At 39.3% G+C, this 14,990-nt stretch carries 16 protein-coding genes, 1 pseudogene and 1 other annotated feature; of the genes and pseudogenes, 9 read left to right on the forward strand and 8 right to left on the reverse strand.

Features of this window, described 5'->3' with window-relative positions; translation table 11 throughout:
• Nucleotides 1–31: 31 nt before the first annotated feature.
• A complete protein-coding gene (gene pfkA / locus C1E99_RS06305) occupies nucleotides 32–1,042 on the forward strand; it encodes a 6-phosphofructokinase (protein ID WP_105107688.1) in 1,011 nt (336 codons plus the stop codon).
• A 66-nt stretch (nucleotides 1,043–1,108) separates the two neighbouring features.
• Nucleotides 1,109–2,614, forward strand: coding sequence for a pyruvate kinase (gene pyk / locus C1E99_RS06310; RefSeq protein WP_105206986.1), 1,506 nt, complete (start codon nucleotides 1,109–1,111; stop codon nucleotides 2,612–2,614).
• Between the two features lie 204 nt (nucleotides 2,615–2,818).
• On the opposite strand, the gene C1E99_RS06315 is transcribed toward pyk, so the two are convergent.
• The 7 genes and pseudogenes from C1E99_RS06315 to C1E99_RS06345 all read right to left on the reverse strand — a co-directional run bounded on the left by C1E99_RS06315 (nucleotide 2,819) and on the right by C1E99_RS06345 (nucleotide 8,389).
• Entirely contained in the window at nucleotides 2,819–3,673 is an 855-nt protein-coding gene (locus C1E99_RS06315; RefSeq protein WP_105206987.1) for a DUF4097 family beta strand repeat-containing protein, read from the reverse strand.
• Nucleotides 3,660–4,214, reverse strand: a pseudogene (locus C1E99_RS06320) (DUF1700 domain-containing protein); the annotation flags it as partial. The gene C1E99_RS06315 and the pseudogene C1E99_RS06320, both read right to left, overlap by 14 nt.
• 24 nt (nucleotides 4,215–4,238) lie before the next feature.
• Nucleotides 4,239–5,351, reverse strand: a complete 1,113-nt coding sequence (locus tag C1E99_RS06325) for a DUF4097 family beta strand repeat-containing protein (RefSeq protein ID WP_105206989.1) — start codon at nucleotides 5,349–5,351, stop codon at nucleotides 4,239–4,241.
• Nucleotides 5,348–5,665, reverse strand: coding sequence for a PadR family transcriptional regulator (locus tag C1E99_RS06330; RefSeq protein WP_105206990.1), 318 nt, complete (start codon nucleotides 5,663–5,665; stop codon nucleotides 5,348–5,350). Before C1E99_RS06330 ends, C1E99_RS06325 begins: the two co-directional genes overlap by 4 nt.
• A 150-nt stretch (nucleotides 5,666–5,815) precedes the next feature.
• Nucleotides 5,816–6,214, reverse strand: a complete 399-nt coding sequence (locus C1E99_RS06335) for a DUF5684 domain-containing protein (RefSeq protein WP_105206991.1) — start codon at nucleotides 6,212–6,214, stop codon at nucleotides 5,816–5,818.
• Between the two features lie 129 nt (nucleotides 6,215–6,343).
• Nucleotides 6,344–7,564 carry a peptidase T gene (gene pepT, locus C1E99_RS06340; protein WP_105206992.1) on the reverse strand — a complete coding sequence of 407 codons (1,221 nt, stop codon included), beginning with the start codon at nucleotides 7,562–7,564 and terminating at the stop codon, nucleotides 6,344–6,346.
• Nucleotides 7,565–7,573: 9 nt separating this feature from the next.
• Nucleotides 7,574–8,389, reverse strand: a complete 816-nt coding sequence (locus C1E99_RS06345) for a Cof-type HAD-IIB family hydrolase (protein WP_105206993.1) — start codon at nucleotides 8,387–8,389, stop codon at nucleotides 7,574–7,576.
• A 124-nt stretch (nucleotides 8,390–8,513) separates the two neighbouring features.
• On the opposite strand from C1E99_RS06345, the gene C1E99_RS06350 reads away from it, so the two are divergent.
• Both C1E99_RS06350 and C1E99_RS06355 read left to right on the forward strand, forming a co-directional pair.
• Nucleotides 8,514–11,216, forward strand: a complete 2,703-nt coding sequence (locus tag C1E99_RS06350; RefSeq protein WP_153060169.1) for an SEC10/PgrA surface exclusion domain-containing protein — start codon at nucleotides 8,514–8,516, stop codon at nucleotides 11,214–11,216.
• A 395-nt stretch (nucleotides 11,217–11,611) separates the two neighbouring features.
• Complete coding sequence (locus C1E99_RS06355) at nucleotides 11,612–12,097, forward strand: EbsA family protein (protein WP_105106824.1); 486 nt, start codon at nucleotides 11,612–11,614, stop codon at nucleotides 12,095–12,097.
• Here C1E99_RS06355 and C1E99_RS06360 read toward each other — a convergent pair.
• Entirely contained in the window at nucleotides 12,089–12,283 is a 195-nt protein-coding gene (locus C1E99_RS06360; RefSeq protein WP_105106825.1) for a ferredoxin, read from the reverse strand. The genes C1E99_RS06355 and C1E99_RS06360 overlap by 9 nt on opposite strands.
• Nucleotides 12,284–12,347: 64 nt before the next feature.
• Here C1E99_RS06360 and C1E99_RS06365 point away from each other — a divergent pair, with 64 nt between their 5' ends.
• The 5 genes from C1E99_RS06365 (at nucleotide 12,348) to rplT (ending at nucleotide 14,859) form a co-directional block, all read left to right on the forward strand.
• On the forward strand, nucleotides 12,348–12,842 hold the full coding sequence (locus C1E99_RS06365) for an SAG1386/EF1546 family surface-associated protein (protein WP_105106826.1): 495 nt from the start codon (nucleotides 12,348–12,350) through the stop codon (nucleotides 12,840–12,842).
• A gap of 8 nt (nucleotides 12,843–12,850) precedes the next feature.
• Nucleotides 12,851–13,528, forward strand: coding sequence for a (d)CMP kinase (gene cmk / locus C1E99_RS06370; protein ID WP_105106827.1), 678 nt, complete (start codon nucleotides 12,851–12,853; stop codon nucleotides 13,526–13,528).
• Nucleotides 13,529–13,554: 26 nt separating this feature from the next.
• Nucleotides 13,555–13,683 (forward strand) — a sequence feature (ribosomal protein L20 leader region).
• A gap of 40 nt (nucleotides 13,684–13,723) precedes the next feature.
• Nucleotides 13,724–14,230 carry a translation initiation factor IF-3 gene (gene infC / locus C1E99_RS06375; protein ID WP_002940606.1) on the forward strand — a complete coding sequence of 169 codons (507 nt, stop codon included), beginning with the start codon at nucleotides 13,724–13,726 and terminating at the stop codon, nucleotides 14,228–14,230.
• 26 nt (nucleotides 14,231–14,256) lie between these two features.
• Nucleotides 14,257–14,457, forward strand: a complete 201-nt coding sequence (rpmI, locus tag C1E99_RS06380) for a 50S ribosomal protein L35 (protein ID WP_012027223.1) — start codon at nucleotides 14,257–14,259, stop codon at nucleotides 14,455–14,457.
• Between the two features lie 42 nt (nucleotides 14,458–14,499).
• Entirely contained in the window at nucleotides 14,500–14,859 is a 360-nt protein-coding gene (rplT, locus tag C1E99_RS06385) for a 50S ribosomal protein L20 (protein ID WP_012028296.1), read from the forward strand.
• The last annotated feature ends 131 nt before the right edge of the window (nucleotides 14,860–14,990 follow it).

The raw sequence follows: 14,990 nt of genomic DNA on the forward strand, positions 1-14,990 counted from the left end.
GTTAAATTGAAAATTTAAAGGAGCAAATGAAATGAAACGTATTGCTGTTTTGACTAGTGGTGGTGACGCCCCTGGTATGAACGCTGCTATTCGTGCAGTAGTTCGTCAAGCAATTTCAGAAGGAATGGAAGTATATGGTATCAATGAAGGCTACGCAGGTATGGTTGCCGGTGATATCCATGAGTTATCAGCACGTTCAGTTGGTGACATTATTTCACGTGGCGGAACATTCCTTGGCTCAGCTCGTTACCCTGAATTCGCTAAGTTGGAAGGCCAACTTAAAGGAATCGAGCAATTGAAGAAACATGGTATCGAAGGTGTAGTTGTTATTGGTGGAGACGGTTCTTATCATGGTGCAATGCGCTTGACAGAACATGGCTTCCCAGCGATTGGTGTTCCAGGTACAATTGATAACGATATCGTTGGTACTGATTTTACAATTGGTTTTGATACTGCTGTAACAACAGCTATGGATGCCATTGATAAAATTCGTGATACATCTTCAAGTCACCGTCGTACTTTTGTAGTAGAAGTAATGGGGCGCAATGCTGGAGACATCGCACTCTGGTCTGGTATTGCATCTGGTGCAGATGTTATCGTTGTCCCAGAAGAAGAGTTTGATATCAATGATGTAGTTGCTCGAATCAAACAAGGTTATGAGAATGGTAAGAAGCATAGCATTGTTGTCTTGGCTGAAGGAGTTATGCCAGCTGCTCAATTCGCTGAAGAGTTGAAAGCTGCAGGTGATACAAGCGATCTTCGTGTAACTGAGCTTGGTCATATTCAACGTGGTGGTTCACCAACTGCTCGTGACCGTGTACTTGCATCTCGTATGGGCGCGCATGCTGTTAAATTGCTCAAGGAAGGCCGTGGTGGTCTTGCGGTTGGTATCCGTAATGAGCAAATGGTTGAAAATCCAATTCTTGGTACAGCTGAAGAAGGAGCATTGTTCAGCTTGACTGCAGATGGTAAAATTGTTGTGAACAATCCACATAAAGCTGACTTGGATATGGCTGAATTAAACCGCAACTTGTCAATCTAATTTGACAGTTTCATTATTTGTTATTAAGGGTCAAAAGACCATTAAATAAAAAGGAGTTTTGTTAAGATGAATAAACGTGTAAAAATCGTTGCAACCCTCGGACCTGCGGTAGAAATCCGTGGTGGAAAAAAATTCGGTGATGATGGTTATTGGGGTGAAAACCTTGATGTTGAAGCATCAGCACAGAAAATTGCTCAATTGATCACTGAAGGTGCAAACGTATTCCGTTTCAATTTCTCACATGGTGACCACAAAGAGCAAGGTGAGCGTATGGCAACTGTACGTCGTGCGGAAGAAATTGCTGGTAAAAAAATTGGTTTCTTGTTGGATACAAAAGGTCCAGAAATCCGTACTGAGTTGTTTGCTGACGATGCTAAAGAATATTCATACAAAACAGGTGATGTTCTTCGCGTAGCTACTAAACAAGGTATTCAATCAACTAAAGAAGTAATCGCTTTGAACGTTGCAGGTGCACTTGATGTATTTGACGATGTTGAAGTTGGTAAACAAATTCTTGTTGACGACGGTAAACTTGGTCTTAAAGTTATCGAAAAAGATGCTGAAAAACGTGAATTTGTTGTTGAAGTTGAAAACGACGGTGTTATTGCTAAACAAAAAGGTGTAAACATTCCTTACACTAAAATTCCTTTCCCAGCTCTTGCTGACCGTGACAATGCTGATATCCGTTTCGGTTTGGAACAAGGTTTGAACTTCATCGCGATTTCATTCGTTCGTTCTGCTAAAGACGTTGAAGAAGTTCGTAACATTCTTAAAGAAACTGGTAACGAGCACGTTCAATTGTTCTCAAAAATCGAAAACCAACAAGGTATCGACAATATTGATGAAATCATCGAAGCTTCAGATGGTATCATGATCGCACGTGGTGACATGGGTATCGAAGTACCATTTGAAATGGTTCCAGTTTACCAAAAAATGATCATCACTAAAGTGAACGCAGCTGGTAAAGCAGTGATTACAGCAACAAACATGTTGGAAACAATGACTGAAAAACCACGTGCAACTCGTTCAGAAGTATCAGACGTCTTCAACGCTGTTATCGACGGTACTGATGCAACAATGCTTTCTGGTGAGTCTGCAAACGGTAAATACCCAGTTGAGTCAGTTCGTACAATGGCAACAATCGCTAAAAACGCACAAACTCTTCTTAACGAATACGGTCGTTTGAACTCAGATCACTTCAACCGTGCATCTAAAACAGAAGTTATTGCATCTGCAGTGAAAGATGCTTGCCACTCAATGAACATCAAGTTGGTTGTAACTGTTACTGAAACTGGCTACTCAGCTCGTGCTATTTCTAAATACCGTCCAGATTCAGACATCTTGGCAGTAACTTTCACTGAAAAAGTTCAAAAATCATTGATGTTGAACTGGGGTGTGATTCCAGTTGTAACTGAGAAACCTGAATCAACTGACGATATGTTTGAATTGGCAGAAAAAGTTGCTAAAGAACAAGGTTTGGTTGAATCAGGTGATGATATCATCATCGTTGCGGGTGTTCCAGTAGGTGTTGCTGGTTCTACAAACACAATGCGTGTTCGCACTGTAAAATAATTTATAAAGAAAAAGCCTATTGCATCAACTTTTCTGCGTTGTGCTGTAGGTTTTCTTTTTTTGGGGGGCATTTTTGGGGCAAATTATGATGTTTTTTTACTTGGAATATTATAAATATGCCATAGAAAAAATGTTATTTATACAGAGGAAGTAAAGAGAGAACCTATAGTTCTCTCTAATTTATATATGTATATTTTTAAAAAATTACCGAATAGTCAATTCCCCATCCAGTGTAGAGATGAAGAGGTAATTATTGGCTTGGGTATTGGAATAGGCTGGCAGTTCTATTCTGCTATTATTTTGACTGGCATCTATGTAGATGTCCGTTTTTGTTTGTGAATGAATAGAGATGTCGATTGAGCCATCGTAATTACTGATGTTATGCCTTCCCTCTAGTTTTAGGTTTTCAGCTTTAAAATCCCCATCCTCAATCGTTAGGCTACTGCCAACAGTATTGGAAATGTCTTTCGGACTTGTTAATGTGGAATGATTGATTACTACTTCACCATTGAGGTGTGATAAATGAGTATAGCTGATGTGACTGTTTTCAATCAACATGTCTCCATCTTCTACAGTCAGTTCAAGATTTTGAATAGTCACGTTATCCAGATACAGATCTCCTTGAAGGTTACCTGTAAGTGATTCGATTGTGCTATTTTTAGGGACCTGTAAGACTGGTTGGTAGTAGGCAATATTCTGGTCATTGACAAGATTTAAGATAGGTTCGAGTAATCCATCATAAGAAACGAAGCCTTGAGAAGTACTAGAAATGGTTAACTTTCCATCTTGAACTTGGTGGCTGAGGAGGTCAATGCCTTTGTGCTGATTTCGGTAATAGTGGAGGTGAAATTGGTTGTCAGGCGAGGGCATAATGGACAGTTTTTCATTCACTTCTATAGCCCTAATATTACTAAAACTGGCTGTTTGGGGTTGAAAATAGTTTTCTGCGACAAGTTTCATATTTGTCCAACCGCCAGGTAGGTAGCCTATAAAGCTTAGAATGGCTCCAAGACTTAGCAGGCTCAGACTGATTTTCGTAAATGGTTTAAGCTCTTTCATGATACTCTCCTTTGCGAATGGTTCTTTGTATCCAGTGTAAAACAAGCAAGAAGGTTTTGCTTCCAAGGTCTAGAGTGAATTTACTACCCAAGAGGGTGAGTGCCAAACAGATGAGGGCTAGCCCTGTGAAGAGGAGGGAGGAGGACCATGAGAGTGTGAGGAGGTCGAAGGCGAGGAGAAGCTGGGCGATTGCTAAACTGAGGAGGACAATCCAAAGTGAGATAAGGAGTAGAAAGGCGCTGAGGATGAGCAGGAGTAGGATAATGAAGAGGGCAACTAGGGTAATCGCTAGGGGAATGCCTATTGGTGCGGCAAGGATGGCGAGGATGGTCAACCAGACCATATTGCGGGTATTTGGCTTATCTTCCGTCCGCTCTTTTTCGTAGAGGGTCGCTAGAATTTCACTGGCAGCTTCTTTTGGACTGCCTAATTCTTGAATAGCTTCTTCGTCGTTTTCTTTCTCATCGAAAAATTCATTGAAATAGTCCAAGGTATCTTGAAAATCTTCTTTTGGCAAGTGTTTGAGATGTTTTTCAAGCTTCTGTAAATATTCCTTGCGACTCCTTTATCCTACAGTAAGTTGGCAGTCTTGACAATGAATCACCAGCTGAGCAGGGCTATTTTCTTGCTTGTAGCTGAGATGAGTGGTGTTATCCTCTTTCATCATTGTAAACGCCTTATCCTTTGGAAGTTTAAGGCTAGAATCTTCCTCCCAGATGTCCAAACTGATGTCCGCACATGGTTTAAAGGTTAGGACAGAATCTTCAGCCTGGCAGTTTAGGCTCTTTTCAAGGACAAAATCCTTCAACTTCCAGACACAATCTTCTAATCTTATCCTTGCATCTGAAAGGCTCATGCTTGAGAGAGTGATAACAGCATCGCTGGCTTCCAATTTCAACTCGTCCAGTCGTCCATCTGAGATAGTTAGTGTAGAGTCCTCTAACCTTAGGGCAGAGCTTGGACAGCTCACTTTCGTCACGCTGATACTGCTATCTTCTGCATTGATGACGAGCTGTTCGCTCGCCTGCACAGCCGCCACCATCAAACTACTATCTGTCGTTTTCAGATTGAGATTAGTAAGGGGCAGGAGTCTTTTAGGGATTTTGAGAATAGCCGAGCTGGTTTGCTGGTTGGAAAAGTAGAAGTGGTCTGGGAGTGGCTTGCTAGATAGGTACAAACTATCTTGGACTAGGTGATAGTCAAAAGCCTGATAGGACATTTCTTCAGAAAATGGATTGTGTAATACTACCTTGTCACCTTCATAGCTTTGCACGCTAAGTGCCTGGTCTTCGAGAATAATCTGTAGATTTGAAAGATCAGGTAATTCTTCAATCTTCGCCGTCAATTCAATCCTTTCCCTAGCTTGAAAGGCTGAATGTCTGAAATTGTCGAAAAAACTATCCCAGTCAAATTGAAAATCAAAGTCAAAATCGAAATCAAATGTTTTAGTTGATTGTGAAGTGCTTTGGTCTTCCTTAGTAATTAGAGCATCTTCGGGCAGGTTGGCTATGATTTCCTTTGCAGCTTCATCAGGTGTTCCGAGTTCTTCAATAGCTGCCAGGTCATCCGCTTTTTCATCGAAATATTCATTGAAGTAGTCTAAAGCTTCCTGTCTGGCACTTGGATGGAGTTGAGTTAGTGCTTGTTCTAGTTGGTTCAGATAATCTGCGCGTGTCATTTTCGTAGGCTCCCTTCTATGATTCCGTCAATATGGTCTTTGTAGGTATTCCATTCACCCTGCAGGAAGGGGATATGCTCACGTCCAACAGGTGTGATGGTATAGTATTTCCGCTTTCTCCCTTGAAATTCTTGGGTATAGGTGGTAACGTAGCCAGCCTTTTCCAGTTTTTTCAAGATAGGGTAGAGCGTGGACTCCTTTATGTCAGCAACTATCTTGATGGTCTGACTGATTTCATAGCCATAGGAATCTTGCTTTTCCACAATGGCTAAGACCAGAAATTCAATCAAGATAGAGGATACGGGGTAATACATGAAATCACCTCTTTATCTTTATGTAATTATTTTATATATAAATTATATACCTATCGTTTGCTAAAATCAAGTAATTATATAAATTTTTTATATATTTTCTAAAAAAGTAAAAGCAACCCTTCCGAATAGGAAAAGTTGCTTCATTTTATATTAGTCGATAAAGAAATTTTGTGGTCCTTGGTAGCGGCTTCCGTCATTGAAGGCAATGTAGACATTGAAAAGTGGTGTAAACAAGACATAGAAGATGGCTTGAATATCAGACAAACCAAATGCTTTACCATAGCAGTAAGTCAAATAAATGCCATAAAGTGGTCCAGCAAGTGGGATGAGTAGGAAGAGGATAAACCAGCCTTTGTCCTTGCCGAATGTGATACATTGCTGGATGTAAAGGTTGTAGAATGGAATGAGGGATTTCCAACCAGCATAGCCGGCTTTTTTAAAGAGGATGAAGTTAGAAATAGTTACGAGGATATACCAAATGAGTGAAAAAATCATACCGGCTCCCCAAAGCCCAACTAAAATACCTTGTGCAAATGTTTCTTCTGTCATTATAAAACTCCATTTCTTTTTGATGATTCTATTATAACAGTATTAGTTCAATGATACAATACTTTTTCATAAATTTTGGAAATTTTTCAGAAAAAATCAGACCTTCAATTGAAAGTCTGAACAAATTGTTTATTTATATGCTACAATACCTAAAATCACATCAACAGCTTTTTCCATTGTTTCGAGGCTGACGAACTCGAAGCGACCGTGCATGTTTTCGCCACCTGCGAAGATATTTGGCGTTGGGATGCCCATGAAGGAAATCTTGGAGCCGTCTGTTCCTCCGCGAACAGGCTCGATCAGTGGCTTGATACCAAGATTTTCCATGACGTCCTTAGCAATGTTGATTGGAGTCATGTCTTTTTCGATGATTTTCTTCATGTTGTAGTACTGGTCATGTAGGTTGACAATGACACGTGGAGTGTCAAAATTGGCATTCATCTTTTCAGCGATGTCTAACATGAGCTGCTTGCGGGCAAGGAAATCCTCTTCCTCAAAGTCACGGATGATATAGGTGGTAGAAGCAGTATCGACACTGCCTTCCATGTTCATCAAGTGGAAGAAACCTTCGTAACCTTCAGTTTTTTCAGGACGGTCTGTTTCTGGAAGGGCATTGTGGAAGTCAATAGCTAGTTGGAATGCATTGATCATCTGGTCTTTTGCAGATCCTGGGTGGACGTTGCGACCTAGGAAGTCGATCTTGGCAGCAGCTGCTGAGAAGGTTTCGTACTGGAGTTCGCCCAGCGGTCCACCGTCCATGGTGTAGGCAAAGTCCACATCAAAATCTTCCACATCAAACTTGTCTGCACCGACACCGATTTCCTCGTCAGGACCAAATCCGACACGGATTTCGCAGTGCTTGATATCAGGGTTTTGGACTAGGAATTCAATCGCTGTCATGATTTCTGCAATTCCTGACTTGTCATCAGAGCCTAGCAAGGTGGTACCGTCTGTGGTAATCAGGGTTTGACCCTGGTAGTTGGCAAGTTGTGGGAAGTCTTTTGGATGTAATTCGTAGCCGGAAGTTCCCAAGGCAATTGGGTTGCCGTCGTAGTTTTCGATGATTTGCGGGTTGACACCTTCTGCGTTGAAATCCGCCGTATCCATGTGGGCGATGAAGCCAATCTTGCGGGTCAAGCTTGGGTCGTTGGCAGGTAGTGTTCCCACCGCAAAGCCGTTTGGTAGGTAGTGGACATTCTGCAAGCCGATGCGTTCCATTTCAGGCAGAAGGATGTTCTGTGCGAACTCAACTTGGTTCTGGGTAGATGGAGTAGTCGTAGAGTTTTCATCTGAGCGTGTATTTTCTTTGACATAGACTAAAAAGCGATCTAAGAGTGTTGGGTATTTCATAGTGTCTCCTTATTTGTTCAAAATATGTTTTTCAATGGCTTTAGCAACGCCGTTGTTTTCATTGGTGTCTGTGATGTCTTGGGCAATCGCCTTGACTTGCTCGTTGGCATTACCCATGGCAATACCAAGTCCAGCAAATTCAATCATTTCCAGGTCGTTGTTGGCATCTCCCATAGCCATGATTTCTTCTGGAAGGATACCGAGACGGTCTGCCAATTTTTTCAAACCAGTGGCCTTGCTAGCACCGTTTGGCAAAATTTCCAAGAGATAGTCCTGTGAACGAACGGTGGAATAGCCTTGGCTGAGTACAGGATTGTGTTGCTTTTCAAAGGCATCAATATGCTCTTTTTCACCGACGAACATGGCTTCAAAGAAGCGATGTTGACCTGACTTGGCTTCTTTTAAATCAATTGGTTGAGGAGTCATGCCCACTAAACGTGCGTCCAAATCAACCATATCATTCGCTTTTTCTGCAAGAACGAAGTAGTCTTCCTCATCAAAGAGAGAAATCTGTACATCGTCGTTTTTTATAAAAGTAGCAAGATAGTCAATATCAGCAATAGACAGTTCTTCCCAGTCAATCAGGGCCCAATCCTTTGTCGAATGCGTTGAGCAACCATTATTGACGATAATAAATTCTTCCTCGGTATCAAAGCCGAGTTGCTCTACAAAGGGCTTAACGCCTACCAAGGGCCGACCAGTACAGAGTACAATTTTGACCCCAGCCTCAACAGCCTGATGAATGGCATCAATCTGTGGCTGCATCAGCTCTTTTTTCTCGTTTAAGAGGGTTCCGTCCATATCAAGAGCGATTAGTTTTATCATAAATACCTCCTTGGTTTTCTACTAGGATTAGTATAGCATAATTCTGAGGATAAAAAAATTTTCACTACATTCTACAGATTGTTTTATTAAATTCTCAATAAATATGTAAAAAAACATTTAAATCTTGATTTGCAAAAAAAAAAAGTATAATAGTGTTGGAATTTGTGTTCCACAATATTTTAAAAAGGAGTATTGTATGTCAAAGAAACTAATTATGTCAACGGGTGTTGCACTTGCAGCAACAGCGGCAGTTTTGGGACAACATATCGTAGAAGCAGAAGAAGTGCAGACACTTTCATATTCGGAAGGGAACTCTCCAGAGGTTAGTGTTCCAGAAGTGAACGCCCCAGAGGTTACTGTAACTGCAACTGCAACTTCTCAAGCAACATCACAAACTGAGTCTAACCAGGTTACTAAAGAGCAAGTAGATACTGCTAAAAAAGACTATAACACTGCTCAGGAAGAACAAGTAGTTCAAGAACAAATTGTTTCGGAAGCAAACCAAACAGTTTCTGAAAGTGAAGACAAACTAAAAGCAGCAGAAGCTGAAGTTAAAAATGCAGAGCAGCAAATCAAACTTATTGAAAATGCACCTGAGTTAATTGAATCAAAGAAAACTGAAATCTCAGCTCAACAAAAAGTCATTGCTACTGAAGAAGTGAAACTTGATTCAGCTAAGCAAACTACAGCTGATGCACTAGCAGAACTCAAGACTGCTGAAACTAAGAAGTCGGATGCAGACGAGGCAGTTGCGATTGCAGAAGATGCTGTTAAAAAAGCGGAAGAAAAGCTTAGTGGAACTGGTATCGATTTTGCTCAGCAACAAATCGAAAATCACCAATCACAAAGTGATTCACTAAAAAAAGAGATTTCTACCTTAAAGCAAACAATCGCTGATAAAGAGAAAGAATTAGAAACAGCTAAAAATACTCTTACAACTGTTACTGAAACTGCTCAAAAAGAGTTAAATGATGAAATTAGCAAGAAAGAAGCTGAGTTGAAAGCTAAAGAAGCTGAACTTGCCTCACTTCCAGAAAGTACATCAGTAATTGGTACTAATAAGATTACACTACCAGCATCCTATAAAACAACAGCATTGCCATTACTCAAGAAAATTGAGGCTGCAGGATATACGACGCATCCGAACTATAATGCGACAGCGAATCAATACAAATCAGAAATTGATAATGCTAGCCAATTATCAGAGTATGGTTTTTATGGATATAAAAATCAGTATCAATCTATTGAAGCAGATAAAAATCGTGTGGTAGATCCAAGCAATTTATCAACTGAAGTCCAAGATGAATTGGCTCAATTTGCAGCTGAAATCATTAATGGTGTTCGTTCTGAATTAGGCTTGACTAAAGTAACAGTTACCAGATCAGCTCAAGATTTTGCTAAGAAAGTAGTAGCTGCCTATAACCAAAAGAATGTACCATTTCTTACACATGACGATGTCCATTATGAGGTTGCTCAAAGTATGGGGCTAAATTACTACGATGATCGTGGCTATGAGTCTATAGGTACTACTTTTAGCAAAGGTAGTACAGTTGATGAATTGAAACGTTCATACTACCAATCTATTGTTTTCTTCCTCTTTAATGACTCTTCATCACTCTTTGGTCATACAATTAGTATGTTGCAGTCAGGTAGCCAAAACTATTATCTTGGAGTAAGCCCACGAGTCACAACTAATGGACTTCAAAACCAATTCTTGATGGTTCCTGAAAACAATATTAAATCTTCTACCTTTAGCAAAATAAGTATCGGAAGTGATGTTGTTGACAATACTGCTAAAATTAATGAGTTGAAAACGACCATTGCTGAATTAAAGACAACTATTTCAAACTTGAAACAACTTGATATCAAATCAAACCCAGCCGTTATTGAAACAACTCAAAAGGTTGATGACCTAAATACGGAACTTACAGATTTAAATGATCAACTAACAATTTCTGAGAATAATGTCCAAAATTTGGAGCAGCAAATCAAATTTGCAGAACTGGAATTGCAAAATTTACTTACCCAACCTGAAAACAAGGATATTGTGAATGAAATTAACACTGCTAATAAAAAATTAAAGGAAAAGAAAGAAAATCAAACGTTAGCTCAAAAAGAAGTTGAGACAAAACAAGTTGTTTATCAGACAGCTTTAGATGAAGAGAAAAAACAAGCTGACAAGGTAGAAGAAGAGAAGAAAAAACTTGTTGTACTAGAGTCTTACATAGAAGAACTTGAAAAACTCGTGAAAGAAGGCGATGTAATCAAAGAGAAGTTGCCTGGCTTGAAGGAAAAAGTAGAGGAGCTAAAATCAATCTTGGAACAAGATAAAAAGGCTCTAGAGGATGCTAATAAACTTTTGGAAGAAAAAGTAGAGGAAACAAATCGTACCAAGGCTGAGTACGAAAGATTACTTGAATTGTATAATTTACAATCCAATTATTCATTTATTCGCCTACCAGACGGTTCTATCATTAAGATTCCAAAACCTTCTCCAGCATTGCCACAATCACCAGCAGAGCTTCCAACAAATGGCGGTTCAAGCAATAGTGGTGGCAATGATACTATAGGGACTGGAGCAGGTGAAGGAAATAGCCAGACAAATGAAAAAAGTCTGCAAGGTATGATTAGTGAAAAAACTCCTTCATCTACTGTTGAAACCAAGGTATTGACAGCAAAAGTTTCTCAAACTCAATCATCTAATCAAGAGAAGGCTTCAGAAACATTGCCAACTACAGGTGCTGAATCAAGTGTAGCATTAACTGTTATTGGCATGCTTAGTCTAGCTGCTATCAGTAGAAAATCAAGAAAAATCGAGTTTGAATAATTTCAGGCTACTATTTTGATAGTTCTTGATTAATTATAGTAAAATTGATGAGATCTAGGTCGAATGTTTTAATTAGCTACTTTTAAAGGCTTTTTAGTTCGTCACATGAGATCTCTTTTATTTGATGGCGAATATTTTAAAAAGAGATGACAATGTTTTACTAGTGATACATTTATCATTTAGGAGTTATAGGCAAAAACAAGATTGGTGGAAAAATTTTCTATTTTTCAACAAAATGTTTTTGTATTAAAATATGCTTTATATTTCATTTAGATGTCTATTGTTTTACAAAAGCAGATATTCTGTCATGTAAATGTAATAAAAAAATTCAAAAACAAGAGGTTTTCATAGGAAAATCTCTTGTTTTATGCTAGAATAATAAGTGGAGGTCCACAATGATCAAAATTTTTGGTAAAATCCGCTACCATTGGCAGCCAGATTTAGCATGGGCGATGATTTATTGGTCTCTTACCTTCCTTCCACTTTTTATCAGTTTGACGCTATTACTTGAAAAGCTACGAGTTTCGAGATTATTTATCTTACTTTTCATACTATTCATTTCAATGGTAGTATTAGGGTTACACCGATATTTTGAGTTAGAAGAAGTGGATTTAAGAATAGCTTCTGCTAATCCATTTGCTATTCAGAAAATTAGGATTTCAGATATTGAAAAAATAGAAGTATCCTATTTAGCCATTCGCATTTTTTCAAAAGAATTTCCAACAGGTAAAACGTATCACATGCGAAAATGGCCTAAGAAATATTTTATTAATCATTTGGCAATTCGAAATGATTTTAAAGGTGAAATTATTCTGATTGACCACTTAATTAAACAAGATTACTTTGAAGAGTATTACAGAAAAAAAGCCAAATCATTCTAATGAGATGGCTTTAGTAGGACAAGATTTTATTGCTGATAATATGTCAGAGGTTGGTTCTATATCTCTTGTAAGATCTGTGTCATCAGAAAAAATAACAATACCTTCATCATCATAATCAAAAATTGGTGAGTATGTTTGACAGAGCCCACATGCAATACACCGTTCATTTATTAGTTTTATTTTCATACTATTATTGTAAACATATTTAATAAAAAAGCAAGTTTTAAAAATAGAAGGAGTTTTCTCGATAATGTCACAAGAGCCATGGAATGAAGAGGTATATCAAACAGAGTCTGCGAGTCGTAAAGACAGGTTCAGTAAGGGGCTAGCAAGTACAACAGTATTTACTATTTTATCGTTGATTTTCTTTATTATTGTCCTAATTATAGGAATTACGGCATTTTATCTATCAGTTGGTGGAAGTAAGACAGATTCTACAAAAGAATTTTATAATCCAAGTACTGCAGCAGTAGTTGCAGAAAGTTCGACTTCGGCTGTCGAAACTGTAGAATCTACTCAAAGTGAAGAAGAAATTGTGGAAGAATCAACTGAAACGACTCAGAGCAGTTCGACACTCGTAGAAGCGGCTGACGGTTCCACTATTACTGTCCAAGCAGGTGAAGGTGTTGGTGCCCTTGCAGCACGTGGAGGTATTTCAATTGCGGAGTTAGAGCGTTTGAATCCAGAAAAGATGGCAACTGGTTCTTGGCTTGCCCACCCAGGTGATGTAGTTCGTATTAGATAAGAGGAGTTATGAAATCAATTCAAATTGCAATCGACGGTCCGGCTTCAAGTGGAAAGTCGACAGTCGCAAAAATTATTGCTAAGGATTTTGGCTATACTTATTTAGATACAGGTGCCATGTATCGTTCAGCTACCTATTTAGCCTTGCAAAATGGGATAGAGGTGACCGACCAGAATGGCATTGTTACCTTACTTGCTCAAAATCCTATTCGTTTTGGTCGCGATGAGAATGGTCAACAACTTGTTTTTGTTGGTGACCAAGATGTTACCTTGCCAATTCGTGATAACCAAGTGACCAATAATGTTTCTGCAGTAGCAGCCCTTCCTCTTGTACGGGAGGAACTGGTTCGTTTGCAACAGGAAATTGCACAGGCTGGCGGCATTGTCATGGATGGGCGTGATATAGGTACAGTCGTATTACCTCAGGCGGAACTCAAGATTTTCCTTATCGCATCCGTTGAAGAACGTGCTCTTCGTCGTTTTAAGGAAAATACGGAACGTGGCATTGAGACAGACTTGGAACTCTTAAAAGAGGAGATTGCAGCTCGTGATTTTAAAGACTCCAATCGAGCAGTTTCTCCATTGAAAGCAGCAGATGATGCTATCACCTTTGATACGACAGGCGTATCTATTGAAGGAGTCGTTCAATTTATTTCTGAAAAAGCAAAAGAAATTCTTGACAAGTAGTTTTAGACATGTTAGAATGATTGTATTGAGAAAAGCAGAAGTGAGAGCTTCTCGCCTTGCGACTAACGTTGTCTGGCTCTACGGATTAAGATTTCTTCGGAAAGAATAATGGTGTAGTGCGGACTTGTGTAGCAAGTCCGTTTCGTTTTTCTCGAAAAATATAAAATGAGGTGAAAAGCCATAGCAAAGCAAGATTTGTTCATCAATGATGAAATTCGAGTGCGTGAAGTTCGTCTTATCGGTCTTGAGGGTGAACAGTTGGGAATCAAACCGCTCAATGAGGCTCAGGCCATTGCTGATAGCGCAAACGTGGATTTAGTATTGATTCAACCACAAGCTAAACCACCAGTAGCTAAAATTATGGACTACGGTAAGTTCAAATTTGAATATCAGAAGAAACAGAAAGAACAACGCAAAAAACAAAGTGTTGTCACTGTGAAGGAAGTGCGTCTAAGTCCAGTTATTGACAAAGGGGACTTCGAGACAAAACTTCGTCATGCCCGTAAATTCCTAGAAAAAGGAAATAAGGTAAAGGTTTCGATCCGTTTCAAAGGTCGTATGATTACCCACAAAGAAGTTGGAGCGAAAGTATTAGCTGAGTTCGCTGAAGCAACTCAAGATATTGCTATTATCGAACAACGCGCTAAGATGGACGGACGTCAAATGTTTATGCAATTGGCCCCAGCTTCAGATAAAAAATAAGCTTTTTAAGCAAAAGGAGAATTATCATGCCAAAACAAAAAACTCACCGCGCATCAGCTAAACGTTTCAAACGTACAGGTTCTGGTGGATTGAAACGCTTCCGCGCTTACACTTCACACCGTTTCCACGGTAAAACTAAAAAACAACGTCGTCACCTTCGTAAAGCAGGTATGGTACATGCTGGTGACTTCAAGCGTATCAAATCAATGCTTACAGGTTTGAAATAAGCCGACTACTAGAATTTAGATTATTATTTGGAGGAAAATTAAATGGCACGTGTTAAAGGTGGCGTTGTTTCTCGTAAACGCCGTAAACGTATTTTAAAATTAGCTAAAGGTTACTATGGAGCTAAACATCTCTTGTTCCGCACTGCGAAAGAACAAGTAATGAACTCTTACTACTATGCATACCGTGACCGCCGTCAGAAAAAACGTGACTTCCGTAAATTGTGGATCACTCGTATCAACGCGGCTGCTCGTATGAACGGTTTGTCATACTCACAATTGATGCACGGTTTGAAATTGGCTGAAATCGAAGTAAACCGTAAAATGCTTGCTGACTTGGCAGTTAACGATGCAGCAGCTTTCACAGCTCTTGCAGATGCTGCTAAAGCAAAACTTGCTAAATAAGCTCTAATCAGAAGAACTGTAACCGCCCAATAACAAGGTATCTATCTAATCACTCCCTCCTCCTGTATACTGTTATAAAAAACATAACTGGAGGATTTATTATGTCACAGCCCATCGTCCCATTGACTGTT

The organism is Streptococcus suis (assembly GCF_002964045.1).
GTDB classification, from domain to species: domain Bacteria; phylum Bacillota; class Bacilli; order Lactobacillales; family Streptococcaceae; genus Streptococcus; species Streptococcus suis_U.